This is a genomic window from Scytonema hankhaensis NUACC26 (assembly GCF_045865695.1).
GTDB lineage: Bacteria > Cyanobacteriota > Cyanobacteriia > Cyanobacteriales > Nostocaceae > Scytonema.
The window spans coordinates 1-22,252 of sequence record NZ_BAACAP010000109.1 but is presented as its reverse complement, the minus strand read 5'-3'; the positions used below and the strand labels follow the sequence as shown (position 1 = coordinate 22,252).

19 protein-coding genes are annotated in these 22,252 nt (G+C 39.3%); 13 read left to right on the top strand and 6 right to left on the bottom strand.

Annotated elements, in window-relative coordinates:
- Window positions 1-229 precede the first annotated feature (229 nt).
- The gene (locus ACKTT2_RS05140; protein WP_407884656.1) at window positions 230-367 is read left to right on the top strand and encodes a hypothetical protein; all 138 of its coding nucleotides are present in this window, start codon (window positions 230-232) and stop codon (window positions 365-367) included.
- A 31-nt stretch (window positions 368-398) separates the two neighbouring features.
- Window positions 399-1,853, top strand: coding sequence for an Asp-tRNA(Asn)/Glu-tRNA(Gln) amidotransferase subunit GatA (gene gatA / locus ACKTT2_RS05135; protein ID WP_407884654.1), 1,455 nt, complete (start codon window positions 399-401; stop codon window positions 1,851-1,853).
- Window positions 1,854-1,934: 81 nt separating this feature from the next.
- Here gatA and ACKTT2_RS05130 read toward each other — a convergent pair whose 3' ends face one another.
- Complete coding sequence (locus ACKTT2_RS05130) at window positions 1,935-2,855, bottom strand: helix-turn-helix domain-containing protein (protein ID WP_407884652.1); 921 nt, start codon at window positions 2,853-2,855, stop codon at window positions 1,935-1,937.
- Window positions 2,856-3,034: 179 nt separating this feature from the next.
- Between ACKTT2_RS05130 and ACKTT2_RS05125 the strand changes: the two genes are divergently transcribed.
- Together ACKTT2_RS05125 and ACKTT2_RS05120 are read left to right on the top strand one after the other, a co-directional pair.
- A complete protein-coding gene (locus tag ACKTT2_RS05125; protein ID WP_407884650.1) occupies window positions 3,035-3,937 on the top strand; it encodes an alpha/beta hydrolase in 903 nt (300 codons plus the stop codon).
- A gap of 489 nt (window positions 3,938-4,426) precedes the next feature.
- Complete coding sequence (locus tag ACKTT2_RS05120) at window positions 4,427-5,512, top strand: helix-turn-helix domain-containing protein (protein WP_407884648.1); 1,086 nt, start codon at window positions 4,427-4,429, stop codon at window positions 5,510-5,512.
- A gap of 166 nt (window positions 5,513-5,678) precedes the next feature.
- Here ACKTT2_RS05120 and ACKTT2_RS05115 read toward each other — a convergent pair whose 3' ends face one another.
- Entirely contained in the window at window positions 5,679-5,879 is a 201-nt protein-coding gene (locus ACKTT2_RS05115) for a hypothetical protein (RefSeq protein WP_407884646.1), read from the bottom strand.
- Window positions 5,880-6,406: 527 nt separating this feature from the next.
- On the opposite strand from ACKTT2_RS05115, the gene ACKTT2_RS05110 reads away from it, so the two are divergent.
- The 9 genes from ACKTT2_RS05110 (at window position 6,407) to ACKTT2_RS05070 (ending at window position 15,999) form a co-directional block, all read left to right on the top strand.
- Complete coding sequence (locus tag ACKTT2_RS05110) at window positions 6,407-6,703, top strand: hypothetical protein (protein ID WP_407884644.1); 297 nt, start codon at window positions 6,407-6,409, stop codon at window positions 6,701-6,703.
- A 4-nt stretch (window positions 6,704-6,707) separates the two neighbouring features.
- Entirely contained in the window at window positions 6,708-7,976 is a 1,269-nt protein-coding gene (locus ACKTT2_RS05105) for a glutathionylspermidine synthase family protein (protein ID WP_407884642.1), read from the top strand.
- A 17-nt stretch (window positions 7,977-7,993) separates the two neighbouring features.
- A complete protein-coding gene (locus ACKTT2_RS05100) occupies window positions 7,994-9,265 on the top strand; it encodes an MFS transporter (protein ID WP_407884640.1) in 1,272 nt (423 codons plus the stop codon).
- 53 nt (window positions 9,266-9,318) lie between these two features.
- The gene (locus ACKTT2_RS05095) at window positions 9,319-10,308 is read left to right on the top strand and encodes an N-acetylglucosamine kinase (protein WP_407884638.1); all 990 of its coding nucleotides are present in this window, start codon (window positions 9,319-9,321) and stop codon (window positions 10,306-10,308) included.
- A 162-nt stretch (window positions 10,309-10,470) separates the two neighbouring features.
- Window positions 10,471-10,896, top strand: a complete 426-nt coding sequence (locus tag ACKTT2_RS05090; RefSeq protein WP_407884636.1) for a GNAT family N-acetyltransferase — start codon at window positions 10,471-10,473, stop codon at window positions 10,894-10,896.
- A gap of 48 nt (window positions 10,897-10,944) precedes the next feature.
- Window positions 10,945-12,606, top strand: a complete 1,662-nt coding sequence (locus tag ACKTT2_RS05085) for a PIN domain-containing protein (RefSeq protein ID WP_407884634.1) — start codon at window positions 10,945-10,947, stop codon at window positions 12,604-12,606.
- Window positions 12,590-13,102: an ASCH domain-containing protein gene (locus ACKTT2_RS05080; protein ID WP_407884632.1), complete on the top strand. Its 513-nt coding sequence runs from the start codon at window positions 12,590-12,592 to the stop codon at window positions 13,100-13,102. Before ACKTT2_RS05085 ends, ACKTT2_RS05080 begins: the two co-directional genes overlap by 17 nt.
- A gap of 10 nt (window positions 13,103-13,112) precedes the next feature.
- Window positions 13,113-14,678: an McrB family protein gene (locus ACKTT2_RS05075; protein WP_407884630.1), complete on the top strand. Its 1,566-nt coding sequence runs from the start codon at window positions 13,113-13,115 to the stop codon at window positions 14,676-14,678.
- A 103-nt stretch (window positions 14,679-14,781) separates the two neighbouring features.
- On the top strand, window positions 14,782-15,999 hold the full coding sequence (locus ACKTT2_RS05070; RefSeq protein WP_407884628.1) for an McrC family protein: 1,218 nt from the start codon (window positions 14,782-14,784) through the stop codon (window positions 15,997-15,999).
- A 99-nt stretch (window positions 16,000-16,098) separates the two neighbouring features.
- Here the strand turns inward: ACKTT2_RS05070 and ACKTT2_RS05065 are convergent, their stop codons facing one another.
- From ACKTT2_RS05065 to glyQ, 4 genes are all read right to left on the bottom strand, one after another.
- On the bottom strand, window positions 16,099-17,919 hold the full coding sequence (locus ACKTT2_RS05065) for an aspartate kinase (protein WP_407884626.1): 1,821 nt from the start codon (window positions 17,917-17,919) through the stop codon (window positions 16,099-16,101).
- A gap of 268 nt (window positions 17,920-18,187) precedes the next feature.
- Entirely contained in the window at window positions 18,188-20,533 is a 2,346-nt protein-coding gene (locus ACKTT2_RS05060) for a ComEC/Rec2 family competence protein (protein WP_407884624.1), read from the bottom strand.
- A 131-nt stretch (window positions 20,534-20,664) separates the two neighbouring features.
- Window positions 20,665-21,144 (bottom strand): DUF4079 domain-containing protein, encoded by a 480-nt coding sequence (locus tag ACKTT2_RS05055; RefSeq protein WP_407884622.1) that lies wholly within the window; start codon window positions 21,142-21,144, stop codon window positions 20,665-20,667.
- A gap of 51 nt (window positions 21,145-21,195) precedes the next feature.
- On the bottom strand, window positions 21,196-22,065 hold the full coding sequence (gene glyQ, locus ACKTT2_RS05050; protein ID WP_407884658.1) for a glycine--tRNA ligase subunit alpha: 870 nt from the start codon (window positions 22,063-22,065) through the stop codon (window positions 21,196-21,198).
- Window positions 22,066-22,252 lie beyond the last annotated feature (187 nt).

Here is a 22,252-nt window from a genome sequence, read left to right as displayed (position 1 = left end):
CTCCCCCCTTGCCCCTTATCCCCACTTCGTGGGGGCCCCGAGTTCCCCAGAGGGGGCCCCAAAGCCCCCCGTTGAGGAGACTGCGGGGCGTCTCGCCCGTTTTAGGCAGGCAAGATGCCTGCCCCACAAGAACTGTTTTGAATGTACTATTGAGAAGCATCATATATAATAATGTAGACAAAATCATATTAGTCTTTCATCGGAAAATCCCACAACCAAGCATGAAAATGTGTCTTTCCTAGTTCCCAATCGCCAATCGCCAGTCCCCATTTTCAAACTAGACAGAACGATAAGCCGGGTACGGCTTGCGCTTCGCGATCGCACAACTCAACCAACTCAGCGTGCAGAAAGCCTAATCTTGTATTAAAATCAAGAACTTGAGTAAGAAAGGAGTCATCATGGCATTCATCCGCGAGTTGCATAAACAGTTAGTAAACAAAGAACGTTCTGCGGTTGAAATTACTCAAGAGGCTTTAGACCGCATTCAAGCGGTGGAACCGAAGTTGCACAGTTTTTTGTGCGTGACTGCTGAACAAGCGATCTTGCAAGCGCGGAAAGTGGATGCTAAAATCTCCGCCGGAGAAGATATTGGCATTCTCGCTGGAATTCCTATTGGTATTAAGGACAATATGTGTACCAAAGGCATTCCCACTACCTGCGCCTCCCGAATTTTGGAAAACTTTATCCCACCATACGAGTCAACGGTGACGCAAAAACTGGCGGATGCGGATGCAGTTATGGTAGGAAAAACTAATTTAGATGAGTTTGCTATGGGTGGTTCTACAGAAACATCCGCCTTCAAACTCACTGCTAATCCTTGGGATTTGTTACGAGTTCCGGGAGGTTCTTCTGGAGGTTCGGCGGCTGCAGTTGCAGCTGAAGAATGTGTTGTGTCTATAGGTTCCGATACAGGCGGTTCCATCAGACAACCCGCTTCTTTCTGTGGCGTTGTTGGAATGAAACCAACTTATGGGTTAGTTTCTCGTTATGGATTAGTAGCGTTTGCTTCGTCTTTGGATCAAATAGGTCCGTTTGGACGCACGGTAGAAGATGCTGCAATATTATTGAATGCGATCGCAGGGCACGATCCTAAAGACTCTACGAGTTTAAAAGTAGAAATCCCCGACTACACTGTTAATCTAAAACTAGAACTGCCCAAAGGAAAGCTCAGGATTGGTGTTATTAAAGAAACTTTTGGTGAAGGATTAGACTCTGAGGTAGAACAAGCCGTTAATAAAGCGCTAGAACAAGTACAAGCATTGGGGGCAGAAATTCAAGAAATTTCTTGTCCTCGATTCCGAGATGGGTTACCGAGTTACTATATTATTGCTCCATCAGAAGCATCAGCAAACTTAGCGCGTTACGATGGCGTGAAGTATGGTTATCGTGCTGCCGATGCAGAAAATTTACTGTCAATGTATACTCGTACTCGTGCTACTGGCTTCGGTGCAGAAGTCAAACGCCGAATTATGATTGGCACTTACGCTCTTTCTGCTGGTTATTACGACGCCTACTATCTTAAAGCGCAAAAAGTTCGCACTTTAATTAAGCAAGATTTTGAAAAAGCTTTTGAAAAAGTAGACGTGTTGGTTTGTCCTACAGCACCCACGACTGCGTTTAAAGCAGGAGAAAAAACAGCCGATCCCTTGAGTATGTACTTGGTTGACTTGATGACTATTCCTGTCAATCTTGCAGGTTTACCGGGAATCAGCGTTCCTTGTGGTTTTGACAGTCATGGATTACCAATTGGTTTGCAGTTGATTGGAAACGTGCTGAGAGAAGATCGGCTCTTTCAAGTAGCCTACGCCTACGAACAGTCAACTACTTGGCATCAGCAAAAGCCGAAAATTTAGTTGGTAGGGGCGCAATGCCTTGCGCCCCTACAGTAGTTAGTTCTTGGTTAGTCACTGGTCAGGTGGTCACTGGTCAGGTGGTCACTGGTTACTGGTTGTATACTTCACCTGCTTGACGCTGCCCATACTTCCTAATGGTGTTGGTTGCTGATTGTTTGTGGAAACCATTACAGCACCAGCATTGCCAGAACGAATGACTAACTCTTTTTTTGCTGTCCAAGATTTTCGTTCTCCCTTGGTTAAAGTTCCCTCGAATTCTGTTTTGCCATCTACTTGGACTCTTAACCAGGATTCATCTTGAAGTTCGATGGAAACTTCTACAGGTGAAGTGGCTGCTGCTGAAGAAGATGTTGTGGGAGTAGGAGCGATCGCTGCACTTGATGACGCTTCTGGTGTTGGGGTAGCATTAGTCGTAGGCGTTACGCCTGTTTGTGATGTTTTAGAAGTTGGAGCGATCGATGCTTTTGGTTTTGGGATAGTGGTAGGGCTTTGTTGAGCGACTGGGAATGCTTTTGGAGATTGTTCGGAGACTACTTTTGAAGCTGTTTTCTTTTCAGAGGCGAGTTGAGAAGTTTTCTTTTGGCTGACAGATTCAGCAACTGGGCGTGGAGGGTTAAGTATATAAAAAAGTCCGAAGGAGGCAGCAACTAACAGCAAAATATATGGTACTGCCAAAGGTATGTATATATTGGGTTTTTTATCTAACTCCCGATCGTCTTGGCTAGTTTCTGGGGGAGGGGAACAAATACTAGCAAAATCTTGTGCTATTGCTGTTCCATCTAATCCTATAGCATCAGCGTAATGGCGGACAAACCCTTGAACGTAAACAGGCTCGGGTAATTCTTCAAATCTTCCCTCTTCTAAAGCTTGTAAGAAAACAGGGCGAATTCGCGTATAAGCTGCTAGTTCGTCTATACGTATTGCTCGTTCCTCTCTGACTTGCCGTAGATGTGCAACCACTTCCATGAGTTGCTCCTCTTGAGCCTTACTTGACAGCTTCACCGTCTTCTCCTCTTTTTTGCTAATCTTAAAGCATTAATTAACCAATCCACTGAAAGAGTTATAGAAACTTTGACTATTTACTAATATTATAGTAAATCATTTTTTCATAATATAATCATAATTTTATTGAGCTAAAGTTATTGTATTCGACTGGTCATATTGTTTTTATAAATACTTCCATGATAATAAATAAGCTGCAACAACCAATACAATTGCTGTTTGCATTTACGCTTGTTGCTACAGTTATAGCTTACGGTGCTGTCTGTATATTACTTTTTCTACAGCAATCTCGGTTTATCTTTTTCCCTTCTTCCACTATTGAGACAACACCGGAGTTGTTCAATCTCAATTATGAAGAAGTTTGGTTACCTGTCAAAGTTTCATCTGACAAAGTGCAACGTGTTCATGGATGGTGGCTACCTTCTAGCCAACCAGACAGCAAAGTGCTGCTGTATTTCCACGGAAATAGTATCAACATTGGAGCCAACGTCGTTCGAGCACATCGGTTGTATCAACTAGGGTTTTCAGTCTTCCTTTTTGATTATCGCGGATACGGTCGCAGTGAAGGGAGCTTTCCTAATGAGTTACAGATTTATCAGGATGCAGCCACCGCTTGGGAGTACTTAGTCAGTCAACGCAAAATTTTACCAAACACAATTTTTCTGTACGGACATTCCTTGGGAGGTGCTGTAGCGATCGATCTAGCTGTCAAGCACCCAGAAGCTGCAGGCTTGATTGTAGAAGGTTCTTTTACCTCTATTCGCAAGATGATTGCACATCGGAACAATTTTTGGATGGTGCCAGTCAATCTAATTCTAAAACAGCGGTTCGATTCCATCATGAAAGTGCCAATTTTAAAAATACCAGTTTTATTTATTCACGGCACTGCTGATGAAGTCGTTCCCGCCTTTATGAGCAAGAACCTGTATGAAGCAACTCCCGAACCAAAGAACTTAGTTCTCATTCCGGGAGGAGGACATAACGATGTAGCAGAGGTTGCTCCTTCTGCTTATTACCAAGCAGTACAGTCTTTTGTGAAATACGTGCAGGATCTTAATAGCTCGCAATTTGTATTGGAATAGGGTGGGGATAAAGGTTAAAGAATAAAGTATCAAACATTTGATTTTTTCCTTCATTGAATAAGTCCTATAGCAATGCTATTTGATTTGTGAAATACATGGAGTAGGTAGGGCTAAAGCCCACCAAAAGCTTTTTGTGGTGGGCTTTAGCCCTACCTACAGTACTTAAGATTTTTCATAAATGATTTAGAGATTGCAATTTATCTCATTTTTTATACTCAGTGTTTTTCTTAAATGTGTTAAGAAAAACATTTTTTTGCGTAATTTTACAATTAGTTCTTTTCTTAATCTTATTAAGTAGAAAAAATGCAATATCTCACTCAGTAGGAGATTTCAGTAACAGTCTTCCTCATTATATAATGCGCTCTCGACTGCATCCCTCCTTCGAGGTAGAAAAATGATACGTATCCGTCCGGAGATGATAATAAACCGTAGAAGAAATTACATAAGTGAAACTTCGCATTGCTCAACTGCCGAAAGAGGCTTCTCAAAATGGCTACCACATCCCTGTACTTACTACAATCTCCCGGTCATCCAGCTATAGAAATTTCTCAGGATGAATTGCGATCGCTGTTAGATGAAATAGAAACAGAATTACATCATAGTAAAGTTTATCGTCGTGCTCTCGCTATGATGCAACAGTTGCTAGGTTCATCAGCCGAACAAGCCCAATCACTGTTTCAATCCATAGGTAGAGAAGCAATTGGTTTAGCTTTTCGCCAATTTGTGCAACATTCTCAAAAGACAGAAGACGAAAACAAGCAATCAGAAAATAACCATCAAACCGACAACAACAATATAGAAATTGTAGCGACTCTTTCAGAAGAAGCAGAAGTTGTTGATTATACACCATGCTTAACTGATGTTAGAGTACACCAAAAAGAAAGTGTTGAAACAACTGTTCGAGAAGTGCCATTAAAACCAGAAGTCGTGCAAACCGTAGAAAGCCAGCCTATTAAGAAAAAACAAAGCAAGTGGTTTGGAAACAGAAAGCCGACAAAAGCCGAACTAGCCGAACAAAAAGCTCAACAACGTATAGAAAGCCTGCGCCAAGTTGGGCAAAAATTGCGGCAAGTTCGAGAGTTGCAAGGTCTTTCTCTAAACCAACTTCACGTTTATACTCACGTACCCATCCATCAGATGGCAGCAATTGAAGAAGGTAACTGGGATGCATTAGCAGAAGATGTTTACGTTCGTGGCTTCATCCGTGTTATGGGTAATGCCCTAGGGCTTGACGGTACAAATTTAGCTGCCTCTTTACCCGTTTCAGAACCGACAAAACTAGTATTACCAACCTCCTATCAATCTCAATTCCAATCTAGTAACTTAGGATTTGGAATCAAACCAGTGCATCTTTATGTAGGCTATGCAGCCCTCGTTGCTGGTTCTTTAGGAGGATTATCAATCATGTCTCAGCAAGCTAACGCAAACGCGGGCATAGAGACAGGTGAAGCCCCTACATCCTCTGACGTCAAACAGTCCTTGAAAGACGAAAAACCAACAGCCAAACCAGGGTTACAGTCTAGCACGGCAGGGATCGCGGTTGGTTCCGACATTGCCCCACCAGAAGCATTGTAAATTTTGGATTTTGGATTGTTGGATTACTACTAAATTTCTGTTAAATTTCTATGGTGCGGGCCGAAAAGCCCGCTATTATTATGGGACGGGCGAGGACGCCCATCCCACAAGATGGAATAATTTCTTTGTTGCAGTTCTTTTGCAGTGTATGAAAATCTTACTTGCTTTATTTTAAAAGTCTTGTTACCCTGACATCATATTCAGTACAGCATGGGCGATCGTTTCTAGCCTGAATGCGTGCCATAGTGTTAGCTTTGAATTTTGATTCAGCGTCTATTTCGTAGCGTGTGGTCTCGCGTTGAAAGATACTATTTAATTGGTCAAGACATTCTCTAGTATCAACTAGTACCTCATAAGTATGAACCATCTTCGGGCCTCCAAATGCTCATTGAGCAAACTATGAGAATGTATCCAGTATATGAACTGAAAGAGATCCCCGTTCGTGAATGCAAACAATTCTTCATTGAAAGCTACATAGTTAGCGAAAGTACACGTAACTTCATCAATTTAGTAGCTTTACTATAGAACTCCTATTTGATTTTTTAATTGTAAGTAGGGTGGGCAATGCCTACTATATAAACTCTTGGTAGGCATTGCCCACCCTACAATACTTAAATTTTATTCACAAATCAGATAGATTACTAGATGACTTTTATTTAAAAACGCCACTTTTGTTGCAATTTAGAAATGTAGGTTAGAAATGTCAGTTAAGGAACTACTCGCGTGCAGTATAGCGTTTTCCGATCTGCCAAGGTACAGATTTATCTGCGTCCATATGCTACAGGGTGCGGTTAATTATTTCTTCCTGTACTCAAGGAAGTGGGAATTGCTATATACGAAATTTCTTGCACTATGCTTGTAGTTCTTTAAATTGCTCAATAACCTCGTACTTTAATGAAATTGAAAACTAGTTCGCTTCAATTTATTGTCGTTGGCATGACAGTCTCCTTGATTGCTTCCTGCACGCGAGTTCCAGAAACCAGTCATATAAACTGTAACAATCCACAAGCACAGTCATCTTACGAATGCAACAACTCTGGTAGTGGTGGCGGTAGCAGTCGCACTTACTACGGAGGGTCTAGTACGTATAGATACCGTGGCGCTAGTAAAGGTAGTTCAAGCTATTCTCCGTCGCGAGTGGGTCGTTCTGGATTTGGTAGTTTTGGTCGTGGTGGTAGCGCGGGTGGTTAGGAGAATGAATATAGATATTTTCAATAGCCCTCAGAGAAAGCGTTTCTTTCAGTCAATGAAAATGGGTTGGTACAATGTTTGCCCGATTGAGGAAGGAACGGGTATTCCTTTGACTGACCAAGAAATACCATACGCTTTGTATTACTGTCACAAAGTTTCTCCACAAATCGTACACGAAATTAAGCACGCATCTGAATTGGTCGGTAGTGTTTTGATGGAAGTTTGGTCGATTGTCCGCACGCTTGATGAAGAAACTTTGCTTGACTATGGCTTTCCTCAAGATGCTATTAAGGTGGTGAAGCATGATTCTCTTCCACCATTTTGTATGCGGTTAGATTGGTGCTGGAATGAAGAAACAGGTGTAAAAAAGGTTATAGAAACAAACCCTCAAACTCCTAGCTTTTGGTTTGAGTGTACCGAGGGTAATGGCAAAGTTGCAGAACATTTTAAATTACAAGATCCTGTATTTAATGCTCAAAATATATTAAGTTTTTCCTTAAATAATCATATACATGGAGCAGCTTTATTGCTAAATAAAAGAGTGGAGGAATGCCATATTGCTTTTACAGCATTAAATAACGCTGAGGATTTAGGTACTATGCGATGGTTAAGTAGAAAATACAAGCGCAAAAGTACTGTGTTACCATTGGAATCCCTTCGTATTAAAGATGGAGAATATCTATTTGATTCTAGAACAGGGCAACCTATAGATATATTATTTATGTGGTATCCCATTGAATGGGTTATTTATGATACGGATGAAAAAGGTGAAAGATTGTGGTCTGCTCTCGAACAGCTGATTTTAGAGAAGAAAATTGTTATTGTTAACTTTGGTTCTGCTTTTGCATTGCAGCCTAAAAGTATATTTGCTCTGATTACAGATTTGGGATTGGAGTTATTTAATAATAAAGATGCTCAAACAATTTTTGACTATTTCCCCAGAACTTCTATGATGCCAGAGAAAATAGGTAACTCATACTTTGCTAAACCTATTTTGGGAAGGGAAGGTGCAGGAGGATTTGCTGTCAAATCGGGAGAGGTAGCTGTTCGCAGTCACAGCAACGAACCTTGGTATACAGAACAAGATTATGTTTATCAGGAGTTATTGGAACTTCCCACTTTAGAAATTGCCGAACAATCTATGACCGTTGTTTGGGGAGCATGGTTGTACAATAACGGTCAAGATGAATTAGTATCGGGCGGTCTGGGAATGCGTGTTTCTGAGGGGAAAATAACAGATAATATTTCCTATTGGTGTCCTATTGGTTGTTAGATAAACCAATTTATTTTATGGAAAAGCAAAGTAAATCTCGTTCTCCTTGGGCATTCATTCCTACTTTGTATTTTACTTCTGGAATTCCCTATGTCATTGTCAATACAATTTCTGTTATCTTTTACAAGAAATTAGGTGTAGATAATACTCAGATTACCTTTTGGACGAGTTTACTTTATCTTCCTTGGGTTATTAAAATGTTCTGGAGTCCAATTGTTGATACTTACTGGACAAAAAGAACATGGATACTTGTGACTCAGTTTGCTATGTTCTTTTGTTTGGCTTTGTTAGCTTTTTCTTTACAATTGTCAAATTTCTTTTTTATTTCCTTAGTAGTATTGACTTTCGGAGCATTTATTTCTGCAACTTACGATATTGCAACAGACGGTTTTTATTTACTGGCTTTAAATCCAGGAGAACAAGCCTTTTTTGTAGGTATTCGCTCGCTTTTTTATCGAATTGCTCTAATTTTTGGTTCTGGTTTTTTAGTAGTTTTAGCAGGGATACTTGAAGAAAGGTATTTGAATAGTGTTTCTTTAAGTTGGAGTCTGTCTATTGGTTTATCATCTCTAGTTTTAGTAGTATTGTTTATTTGTCATCGGATTTTTTTGCCTTTGCCTGAAGCAAGCGATCGCAAACAGTTTGAAGCCACATCAAATGTTTCTTTTTTTGAGATTATTTTTTCTTATTTTAGACAAAAAAGAATTATAGCAATCCTAGCATTTATATTGCTTTACAGATTTGGTGAGGCAATGTTGCTTAAAATAGCACAATTGTTTTTATTAGATAAACCAGAAGCTGGAGGTTTGGGACTATCTACATCAACTGTAGGTTTAGTTTACGGTACGTTTGGGGTACTTTCTCTGATTGTGGGAGGAATTACAGGTGGAATGGTTATTTCCAAATATGGATTGAAAAAATGTCTTTTACCGATGGCTTTGGCATTGAATTTACCGGATGTATTTTATGTGTATATGGCTTATGTTAAACCATCTTTGCCTCTTGTTTATGCTTTAGTTTCTTTTGAGCAGTTAGGATATGGTTTTGGGTTTACTGCTTTTAGTGTTTATTTAATGTATATTTCTCAAGGAGAATATAAAACTTCTCATTTTGCTATCTCTACAGGTATTATGGCTTTGGGTATAATGCTACCTGGTTTAATTAGCGGTTATATTCAAGCACAAGTAGGGTATCTCTTATTTTTTGTATTGGTCTGTTTGTTGACAGTTCCTGGTATGATAACTCTATTTTTTATTCCTTTGGAGAAAGGAACCGCAGATGAACGCTGACGAACGCGGATAAACTAGCAAATGACAAATGACAAATAACAAATGACAATGTTATGAATTGTGTTTTAGGAATTGATGGTGGTGGAAGCAAAACTGTTTGTGTTTTGATGGATGATAAAGGGCAAGTTTTAGGTCGTGGTGAATCTGGTGCGTCGAATTATCAAAGTATAGGTACTCAAGCTGTATTACAAGCTATTACGTCTGCTATTTATGGTGCAGCAGTCGAGGCGTTGAAATTGACAGATGATCTTAGGGTGAGAGGGATTTGCTTGGGATTGGCTGGTGTAGGGCGTGCTGAGGATATTGAAGTTGTAAAAAGTTTAGTCCTTGAGTTGCAGAATAGTGGTTGCCTTCCTATTACTTGGGATTTGACTTGTAGAAAGTATAATAATTCTAATATTGTTATTTATAATGATGCATTAATTGCTTTAGTTGGGGGAGTTGGTTATCCTGTAGGAATTGTGGTTGCTGCTGGAACTGGTTCTATAGTTTTTGGTCGCAATCATCAGGGAGATGTTAAGCGAGTCGGTGGTTGGGGATATATTTTAGGTGATGAAGGAAGTGCTTATAGAATAGCTGTGGCTGGTATGCAAGCAGCATTAAAGGCATACGATGGACGCGAGGTTCCTACTTGTCTTGTCGAAGTTTTTAAACAGCATCTTGGTTTGGTCAGTATTGAGGATTTAATAGAAGTTATATATCGAAGAGATTGGGGTGTTAAAGAAATAGCTGCTTTAGCACCTCTTGTTGATGGTGCTGCTGTTTGTGGAGATGAAACTGCTAATAGAATTATTGATAATGCTGTGAAGGAGTTGATCTGGGCGACTGGTACAGTTATTGATGCGATTTTTAGTCACCGAGAACTTTTTGAAGTTGTGACAACGGGAAGTGTTTGGTTGGGAAAATCTAAGATACGCGATAAATTTGCTAAATCGATTCTTGCTATGTTTCCGACAGCAAAAGTGATTTTTCCTCGTCATGAACCTGCTTATGGTGCTGGGTTATTGGCGTTGCAGAAGTTGGCGGAGGAAGGAATTTCATGAACCATACTAAGTATGGAGGAGAAAACATAGGTCTATTTTTGGCAATCTTTAGAAACTTGAATGTTTTCACATACTTGAATATTTTCACATAATAAAATATTTACACATGATTGAGGCATTGACCTATATACTAATAAAATCATTTGAGGAGATATAACAAGAGTGACAGTACAGCACAATATTAAAATCTATGATATTGATGATAAATCACCTTATTTATCTACAGTAATAGAACTATGGGGGGCTAATCGAGCAACTCTTGGACTTTTTCCGAAAGGTGCTTTTGCGGAACGTGCAGCAAGTCGTGAGATTCTTGTAGCTGTTGACGATCGCGCAGGTTGTATTGGTTATCTATTATATCGATGTTCCTATGACCGAATTACCATAGTTCATCTATGCATTGCTTCGTCACACAGAGGTCAGAATGTTGCAAAATTACTTATTGATTATCTAAAAAATCTAACCACAGACAAATATAGTGGAATTGGCTTAAGTTGTCGTCGTGATTACGGCATAGATAACATGTGGGAAAGATTCAATTTCATTCCCAAATATGAGAAGACAGGTAAGGGTAAGTCTAAAAATTAACTGACATATTGGTGGTTCGATCATGGTCATCCTAACCTATTTTCTAATGTGACAACGCAAAAACTTGAATCTCAATTCTGTGTAGTTATTGATACTAGTATCTTTTTCGATTTATATGCGGGAGAAGATACTGATAATGAAGAGTCTAGATTACTTTTAGTTGACTGGCTAGAACCTGAATTAGAATTATTCATAACTGATGTAATATTTAGCATAATTAATCGTATACCCGTTCCCGAAGAAAGAAAAATTTTGCGGGACTTTGCCGAACAAAATTTTAATACTTTACTATGTAAAAATCAAATATTAGATGCAGAATTCAGAAATTTAAAAATTTTCTTTTCAGAAAAACAAGTAAGTATTGATGAATCAGAAATTCGCAATCTTGCTAGAACCATTGCTTCAGATGCAAAAGTATTTGTAACAAGAAAACAGTCATTATTAGATCTAGCAGCAGAATTTTATGCAAAATTTGGACTATCAATTCTTCGTCCTACTACACTACTGAATCAATTAGATGAACTTCGTAGAAAACCTGATTACCAACCTGTGCGTTTAGCTGGTACTCTTTTACAGCAAAGATTAGTACAAAAAGGAGAAGAAGACTTTTTATCTAACTTTTTTCAAAATTTCAAAAAGGGTGAAACTAAAGCAGTTTTTCAACAACAAATGCATCGGTTTCTTACCGAGCTAGAAAAATTTAAGTGCTCTCTCGTTTTTGAAGGAGAAAATCAACCGCTAGCTTTAATAGTATATGGGAGATATAAAAAACATGAGTTAGAGATTTCAATGCTTAGAATAGCAGATAATTCTCTAGCATCTACACTTGCAAGACACTTAATTTTTCAAGCTATTTCACATTCATACCGCGAACATTATCAGTTTACCAAAATTACTGATTTATATTTGGACTCAATTGTCATAACAGCAATTCAAGAAGATTATTTTGTCAGAGCTAGTAATGGGGGTTGGGTGAAGGCAAACTTAGCTGCTGCTGAATTCGGCTCTCAATTATCACAGCGTCTGATTACTCTAGCTTCTACTTTAGGTGAAGAATATAATTTTTGCCTTCGATTGGCAGATACTCTTAGTCAAGAAAATTTAATCAAAGATGTTCAAACATCATCTAATATTGAACGGTTTCTTTTTCCAGCTAAGATTATCGATGCTGAAATTCCTACGTTTATTATTCCCATTAAACCCAGATGGGCAATACATTTATTTGATGAAGAGTTGGCTAATCAAACTTTATGGGGAGCAAAATTTGAATTAGCTTTTAACCGTGAAGCTGCATATTATAAATCTCTTGTAAATTCAGGAGGGTTAAAAGCTCCTGGTAGAATTCTATGGTATGTAAGTCAAGATGCATATAATAATTACTATGGGGTAGGAGCAATTCGAGCTTGCTCCTGCGTTGATGAAGTTGTAATTGGTAAACCTGAGGAGCTTTATCAACGCTATCAACGATTGGGCGTTTATCAATTACGCGATGTCTTGGCTATAAGTACTAAAGAGGGTAAAATTATGGCGATACGCTTTAGTAATACAGAGTTATTTGACCAGATTATAGACTTAAAAACTATTCGGAAGTTTTTAGGCAAAAATTTAACGCCTCAGTCACCTTATAAAATAGATAACAATACCTTTCAAAAGATGTATAATTTAGGTATTTATAATATACCACCTAGAGCAAATGACAATGCTGGGTAATATACTGTTACTATCAATCAAGCCTGAATATGCAGATAAAATTTTTTCTGGTAAAAAAACAGTAGAGCTTCGTCGTGTGCGTACTCGATTAAGTCCAGGTGACTTAGTTTTAGTATATGTGTCATCTCCTAAAAAAGCTTTAGTTGGTTCATTTGAAGTAGAGGGTGTTAGTCAAATCGAAATTGAAAATTTACAAAAAGATCTAAATATTTTTTGGGAACAAATTAAAGATAAAGCTAAAATTAGTTACAGAGAGTTTAGAAATTACTACAAAGGTGCATCAATAGTTGTTGGAATTTCTTTAAAAAATGTTAAATCTTTTTCTCTTCCTGTAGAGTTAAAACAACTGAGACAAAGAATTCCTGAATTTCAACCTCCACAAAGTTATCGCTATTTGAAGCCGACAGAACTTAAGATGTTTGAATCTATTTTACAAGAAGACATAGTTTGCTCTTACGAACAATTAGAACTATTTAATGATACTCTTGTGTCCTAATTATTAAAGAATGTTAAAAGAAGACAAAAAAGCGGAATTTGTAAAACTATTTCAAGAATTTGTAGCAGTATATGTTTACACGCCACATGGATTAAATCGGAAAAAAATTTATATCCAGAAACGTCAATATGAACGCCGATATGTTGAAGCAATAGTAGTAGACTCTACGGAAGAGCCAACACAAAATCTTCTGCTGAGACTGCTACCTAACATAGATTCAATCATTGGTTTTCAACCAGGTGATTATATACATATTGACTCGTCTATTACCGGACATTTAAGAACGTTAATTAGTAAGTTTCAGTGGACTAAAATAGAATATTGGCCTTTACTTGCTCAAGCAATTATCCGGTTTCTTCAACAATGTTATAAAAACTCTAATCAGTTATTGACTGCTTGTACAGAATTTGTGGCGTTGCCATACACCAAAAATTTTCAAATGCCAACACTTACCCCAATTTTAAATTTAGTTTGTCCGGATATTTTTTTTACAATTAGTAATGTCTCACGACAGGTTATCAACTATTTCGCAAATACTTTGTACAGCCATAAGCTAATAGAGTATCCATTCATTAATCTAACCGCGAATGAGCTAATTTCGGAACTTGCGAAAGAGATGAACCTACTTGGTGTCCCTGCTATGCAGGATGATGACTTGTTGGATATGTTTTCTTACTGGCTAGTAGTAGTTAAAAGATATAATTTAATTAGTAAGGTCAATCAACAAATTAAAAAGAGTCACTTGCAACTAGAATATACTTTATCTCAATGTGCTAAAGAAATTAGTTTTGACGAAGCAAAACTGCAACACTGGATTCGCATAATTAATCGTAAAGGTCAAGCAGTATTGTATGGTTCACCTGGAACTGGTAAAACCTTCATTGCTGAAAAACTTGCCAAGCATTTAATTGCGGGCGGTAATGGATTCTCGGAACTTGTGCAATTTCATCCAGCATATTCCTATGAAGACTTTATTCAAGGCATTCGTCCTCAAAATGAAAATGGACAATTGAAATACTCTCTGGCTACAGGTCGATTTTTAGAGTTTTGTCAAGAAGCAGAAAAACGTCAAGGTATTTGCGTTTTGATAATTGATGAAATTAATCGTGCAAATCTCTCTCAAGTGTTTGGGGAACTAATGTATTTACTAGAGTACCGCGATCGCGAAATTTCTTTAGCTGGTGGTAACAAATTTCGCCTTCCCTCAAACGTTCGTATTATCGGGACAATGAATACAGCAGATAGATCCATCGCTTTAGTTGACTATGCCCTACGCCGTCGTTTTGCGTTTATAGAAGTGCGTCCTAATTATAATATATTGGAACAATATCATCAGAAAACAGCTTTTCCAGCCAAGGAGTTGAGAAGTATTTTAGAGGAATTGAATAAACTTATCAATGATAAAAACTATGAAATCGGCATTTCATTTTTCTTAACTGAAACATTATCTAATGATATAGAAGATATTTGGTGTATGGAAATAGAGCCTTATTTAGAAGAATACTTTTTTAATCAATTAGAGAAAGTAGATGAATTTCGTTGGGAGAGAATCAAGCAACGGTTACCATTATATTAATTTTAAAATTTATGTGCTGTTGGGGTAGATATTGCTCTCCAATATTTATCTGGTGGGCATTGCCTACCCTACATGGATTTTACAAATCAAATAGGATTGCTATATGAATCAAGCAAAAATAAAAGTTATTGAACTTACGGAATATATAGAAAAGTTATTTCAGCATGATGAAATACCAGATTCAGTTGGGGAAGAGTTATTTGATAAGTATAAAAATTTAGTAGATGTAGAATTTCCTAGTTATAAAACTCAAAATAAGTGGAAACTAAAAGCTAAAGGATGGGTGGGATATGTTCCTTTAAGTAATGAATTTGTTCTGAGATTACAACCAAAGGTATGTATTAAAAATTTGTTTCAAATGTTGGAATACGCTTATGACCTCAAGAGCTTTCGGATTCTTGAAGGGGTTATGGATTGTAGTTCTCTAGAAGAATTTTATAATAATTTAGCTCAAGTCCTAGCTCAGCGCATTTTGGAAAGGTGTCGCAAAGGGCTATACCGCAGATACTTGCTGAAAACAGAACAGCTTTCATATATACGAGGAAGGTTAGATTTTCGACAAGCAATCCAAAAGCCGTGGGATGTAAAACTGAAGTGTCAGTACGAAGAACAAACGGCTGATATTCCTGAGAATCAAATTTTAGCTTGGACTCTTTTTATTATTGGTCGTAGTGGCTTGTGTTCGGAACGAGTATCGCCAATAGTACGGAAAGCTTACCATGCTCTACAAGGATTGATAACACTGCAACAGTTTAGCCCAAAAGATTGTGTCGGACGACAGTACAATCGGCTAAATGAAGATTATGGCTTATTACACAGTTTTTGCCGCTTCTTTTTAGAGAATACAGCACCTAGTTATGAAACAGGCGATCGCACAACACTTCCTTTTCTAGTCAACATGGATCGGCTTTACGAGCTTTTTGTTGCAGAATGGCTAAAGGCACACTTACCTTCAAACTTTATCCTCAAGTTTCAAGAAAGAGTCAGCATAGGAAAAAATTTACATTTTAAAACTGATTTAGTGTTGTACAATTGCTCAACACCGACACCTTGCTATATTCTCGATACTAAGTATAAAACTCCTGTAAGTCCCTCATCTGAAGATATTGCTCAAGTTGTTGCTTATGGAGTCTCCAAGAGTTGCAAAGAAGTTATTTTGGTGTATCCAGCTTCATTAACTCATGCCTTAAATATATTAGTGGGAGATATAAGAGTTCGCTGTCTGACTTTTGCTGTTGATGTTAACCTTGATGATGCAGGTCAAGTGTTTCTAAAAAACCTTCTGTCTCTGTCACAAGCGAGTTATTCTGCTTGTAACTAACCTCTTTTATATGTACGGGCGGGGACGCCCGTAGCACAGGAACATATATCCTACTTCTAGATTATTGGTAAAGTAATCCTACACAAAGCACTTGCACAATTACGCTGGTACTTGAATTCTTTCAGTACCTGCAAGTTCAAATGCTGCATGGATGGCTTGCAAAGCTTTGACACCTTCCTCACGTCCCACAACACAGCTAATTTTAATTTCTGAGGTGGCAATCATTTGGATATTAATTCTATGCTCTGCCAATGCTTCAAACATTTTAGCGGCAACACCTGGTTGACCTACCATCCCAGCACCCACAACACTCACCTTGGCGATGTTGTTATCTAAAACTACTTCGCCCCAACCATGTTCGACTGCACTTTGCTGAAGCATTTTCTGTGCGGCTTCTGCATCGATTCGAGCAACGGTGAACGCAATATCTCGTGTAGGAATGCCATCTATCACGTGACAGCGCTGAGATTGAATAATCATGTCTATGCTGACGTTGTGTTGTGCCAATAGCCCAAAAATCTTTGCTGCCGTTCCCGGACGATCTTGAACTTGACGAATTGCTAATCTTGCTTGGTTCATATCCAAGGCAACACCTCTGACATGAGGAGGGGGAGAGGGAGGAATGGCTTGGGGAGACGGAACAGGAGAAGTGGAGGAACTGTATATCTCAAATGCCTCACACAGAGCTGTTACAGCGCGATCGCAATCTGTATTAGCAATGACACAGCTTACCTTCACTTCACTCGTAGAAATCATGCGAATATTCACACCAGCTTCCGCAAGAGCAGCAAACATCTGAGCAGCAACACCGGGGCGTCCTATCATTCCTGCCCCTGCAATACTGACTTTGGCAATATCTTGCTGTACCATCACCTCTGCTTCTTCTGGCGCAGTGCTGTTGTGGGAACGAAGAACTGGGGCTATAGCAGAAGCCACAGCTTCTGCCCGATTTAATATAGATGTCATCACAGTGAAGGCAATATCATTTGTATTCCCTTCGTGAATCGACTGAATAATCAAATCCACATCCACGTCTTGACGAGAAATTTCGCCAAATAACCGTGCTGCTACACCTGGTTTATCCGGTATGCGCAACAAAGCAACCCTTGCCTGATTTATATCAAATTCTACCTTATCTACAGGACGGGCAATTTCTAAATTTATTAATGGTCTTGGTTGCGGTTTAGCTGAAATCACCCAAGTGCCGGGATCGTCTGTCCAACTAGAGCGCACGACCAAAGGAACGCCATAGTTTCGGGCAATTTCTACGGCACGGGGATGTAATACTTTCGCCCCCAAACTGGCGAGTTCCAGCATTTCATCACTGGTAATTTCATCCATCAACCTTGCGTCTGGAACCAGACGGGGGTCTGTAGTTAAAATTCCCGGTACATCAGTATAAATCTCACAAAAATTAGCTTGTAATGCGGCTGCTAAGGCGACGGCTGAAGTATCCGACCCACCGCGTCCTAAAGTTGTAATTTCTAATTCTTCGGTACTTGTAATACCTTGAAATCCTGCAACTACCACAACTTTACCTTGATTGAGATGGCGTTGAATGCGTTCTGGTTCAATACGTAAAATTCGGGCGCGAGTGTGTTCGGCTTCTGTCACAATTCCCACTTGTGTACCTGTGAGGGAAATAGCGGGCTGTCCGAGTTCCTGAATTGCCATGCTCAGTAGAGCTATAGATACTTGCTCTCCAGTTGAGAGCAGCATATCCATTTCCCGACGACTAGGGGTTTTCGCCAATTCGTAAGCTAGTTTAACTAGTCCATCAGTGGTTTTTCCCATTGCGGAAACTACAACAACTAGCGAGTTTCCTGCTCTAACAGATTTGCACACGCGCTGTGCCACAGCTTGTATGCGTTCTACGGAACCAACCGACGTACCACCGTATTTTTGAACAATGAGAGCCATAGTCTTTATATAGTACTTAATATTTTTATCTCATCAGCGTCCGTACTGAGAAAACAGCCTTTAAGGCAATTTAATTCCCGATGAGTATTCCTAGACAACTACAAGGTAAAATATCGGGCATGAGATTGATTCATATTAAGCAAATTATACACCAGTCGTGTCAGACTTTCTGATTTTACCTTCGGAAGAATTTCTCTAGTTTTCAAGAATAAATTGATACACCAAGCATATATAGAGTCGGGCTCGTAACTGCATTGGCGACTGCACACTATAAAGTTGAGGTTTTATTTTCAGGCACTTGAATAAACGCCTCAAATTGACCGTTAGGAGTCCATTGGATTGCACCGTCTCTTCCTGTAAAAAAGAGTTTGGTCTGACTTTGTTGCAGTTCTGATAACGTTTTTGGTTCGAGGTTTGTACTTGGTGCGATCGCAACTTGTGGCTGTAATGCTGGAACGAGTTCTTTCAACAAACGATTGGAACACCACAGCACTTGTGGACGTGGTATTCCTCCTGTTGTTAGTTGGCGCAATTCTGTTGGTTCAATATCACCTACAAATAACCAGTTTTGATTGACAACTTGTAGTTGTAATATGGGTAATTTATTGTTAAGTAACTGCACGACAATTGAATCTGCATTGACTTGTTGACCGACAGATAAAGGTTTATAAATTCCCTTACTGTTTTGTAATTCTTTTTGAATTCCTAAACTAGCCATGTTATTCTCTTGTGTAGGAGAATATTCGTAGAAAGTTGCTATTGGTAATTCTTGTAGTATTTTTATCCAAGCTGTTCCATTTTTAGGTTGAAAATTAGAAGCAATTGCCAAATCTATTTTATTGATTCCTTGTTGTTTTAGAAATGGTAGTATCGTCAGAGTTCCTGTTTCTTCCTGACCGCTATTAATGAGTGTTATTTTTCCTTTATTTTGAATGACCACAACTGGTTCTTGACCTGATGCTAATAAAGTGACGCGAAATAGGTTGTTTGTAGTATGCCACAGAGGAATAAATATCAAACCAAGAGCGAGCGCACCTGCAAAGAACCATCGCTTTTGCCACCAATTGACTAACAAAACTAGGATCAGTAATCCATAAATTGCCAACATTTGTCCAGTAGATATGCTACCAACAGCTACAGTTTTTCCTGGTAAATTGACAAAAAATTCTACTAATTGAATCAACCAATGTGTGGGATAATATAGTGCAAAGGCTAGAGTACTGCCTATATCGCTTGATACTACGCTGGCTAATGCACTCATGACTCCACCAAGACTAATTATAGAAATCAATGGAGTAGAAAGAACATTGACTATTAAGCTGTAATTTGATACGACACTAAACAAATGGAGCGTTAGAGGTAACGTCCAAATTATGGCAGCAATGGGAACTGAAATTAAGGAAGCAATGCTAGGTGGTAACCATTGCAATCGATTGTTTATTGGAGTGGCTGTAGTAATTAATCCAAATGTTGCTAAAAAACTCAGTTGAAATCCTAAATCCCAAATCCACTGTGGATTAAATAGCAGCATCAATACTGCTACAATCAGTAAAGCACCTAACTGTTTGACTTTACGTTTCAATCCTAAGCCAATTAATGCTGCAAATCCCATAATTACAGCTCTGACAACTGGTGCAATGGAACCTGCTAAACTTAGAAAGATTAAAAGAGCAGCACTACCAAGTAGGATTTGGGTTCCTCTTTTTGCTCTAGATGTTAGCCCCAGCACCACACCTAAAATCAGAGAAGTTTGAAATCCTGAAGCTGCTAAAGCGTGAGCTAAGCCAATTGTGGTAAACCAGTCGCGAATATCATAGGGTAAGTCAACAGCTTTGCTACCCAAAACCATCGCACTGACAAGGGGACCTTCTGGGACACCTAACCACCGAACTTGCGATCGCACAATTTGTTCTCGAACTTTCCACCATCCCCATTGCTTTCCCTCATCTAGGATACTCATTTGCCGTCCGCTTAAACCAGCAAAAGTCCCTTCTTGTCTGAGAAATTTTTGGAAATCATAACCACCAGGATTAAGTGCTGGTTGTGGTTTATATAAGATACCAGTGACAGCAACTTGCTGAGTTGGATGCAATCCAGTTGCTTGAAGTATGGGTACAGTGACGTATAATTTTCCTCCTACCCCTTTACTCGTACCCGAAGCACTGCTATCGCTTTTGACTTCATCTAACTGAGTTGCTTCTAACCAAAACTGTCCTCGCTGATTGCGGGTGACGCGAGGTGTACTTAGGACTTCACCTCGAACAATAAAAAGCTGTTCTTGATTGTTATTGTTTGAGGGTACGAACTGACTTACATCGTTCTTGGCTGGTTGAGGGACTCGCAGTTGAAAATAGAAGGTTGCTAATAGTCCGACAATTCCGGCTGCTAACCATACTTTGGAAGAGATCGGATGCGATTGTGGTAATGGTTGAGTTAAGGCTTGAGAATTTTCCTTCTTTGTAGGAATTTTTCTTTGCTTAACTCGTTTTTGCCGAGAAAAAATAGCACCAGCTACACCTAAAATCACTACGCAAAAACCACCCCAAGGAACTGCTGTTAACAGTAACCCTAGAATGTAGAAAAGACAAATAATGACACCACTTCCCTGAATCATCAAACAAATACCTGGGAAACGCAATTGGCGACTAAAAAGGCAAAGCCCGCTTTTAGCGGACTTTATCTATTCATTCAAGTTATACCACCATGCGTGGATTTTAGATTTTGGATTGGGAGAGCTTTGCTGTATTAGATACTTGTACCTAGCTTTATACCTAGTAAGGCGTGTATGAACATCAGACAAAGTGCTGTACTTCCTAAATAAGCATGGAGCATACGTAACGAAGCTTTGTTTCCGGCAAAGCCACTAAAGGAAATTGCACCATTGATAAATAACAGTAACAGTAAAATCGAACCTGTCCAAAAGTGAGAACTTTCCAGAATGGATTGACGCTGCATCACTAAAGATAACACTCCACCCGTGTAACCAAGTGCCATGAACAAAAACATCCATGGTGCTATCTTACGGTGAGCGCTACGACTTTGGATTGCTGCTTCTTTGTCTTTTACAAGTCGTCCCCGCCACCCGGTGAATCCGACAAAGCTACCCATCACGAAAATCACAATCCCCATCATCGCGGGGTGTCCCCAATGAACTATGATATCGGGGATACCTAAAGAACGAAACCAAGCTGCAATAGGTTCTAAAGCTTCAGTAAGATTGACCATGAACTACAAACTTTGATTTTTGGCAAAAAAACACTCCAGTATAAAATTATCTTATTTCTTGAGAAGTGGAAAACCTAATTTTTCTCTTTGCTCTACGTAGAGTTGCGCCACTTTACGTGCCAAGTGACGGATTCTGCCAATGTAGCGTGTTCTCTCTGTTACAGAAATGACTCCTCTGGCATCCAAGAGGTTAAAGGTGTGAGAGCATTTGATGACATAATCCAAGCTGGGTAATACTAGTCCTCGTTCTGTCAGTTGTTGCGCTTCTTGCTCGTACATATTAAATAGTGCGAGCAGCATTTCAGGATTGGATGCTTCAAAGTTGTAAACGCATTGTTCAATTTCTCCTTGGAGGTGAACGTCTCCATAGGTAATGTTATCTGTCCATTGGATCTTCACCATCGCTTCTACTCCTTGGAGGTACATTGCTAATCTCTCCAAGCCATAGGTAATTTCGATTGACACTGGACGGCAATCAATTCCTCCACATTGTTGGAAGTAAGTAAATTGAGTGATTTCCATCCCGTCTAGCCAAACTTCCCAACCAGTCCCCCACGCTCCTACAGTTGCGTCTTCCCAATTGTCTTCTACAAATCGGATATCGCGGTCTTCTGGGCGGATACCTAAAGCCCTTAAGGAATCGAGATATATTTCTTGAATGTTGTTTGGCGATGGTTTAATCAGGACTTGGTACTGGTAATAGTGTTGAAAGCGATTGGGATTTTCACCATAACGTCCATCAGTAGGACGGCGACAGGGTTCAACATAAGCTACTGCCCAAGGTTCTGGTCCTAATGCTCTTAGAAAAGTGTGCGGGTTCTTGGTTCCTGCCCCTTTCTCCATGTCGTAAGGTTGGGCAATAAGGCATCCGCGATCGCTCCAAAACTTATGCAGGATAGCTATTATCGACTGAAAATTCACAAGTACCTCTTCTATATATATAGGGCGTGCATATCCCATTGTTGCTTATGCTCGCCACTATAAGGGTTTGGGACGTTCAAAAAAAAAGTCAGAAAAATTTTTTCCAAATTAGTTGACAGTCTGAAGGGAGGTCGCTACTATAGAAAAGTGCCGGATGAGGCGGGCGCACAAAAAAGCGACGCCATGA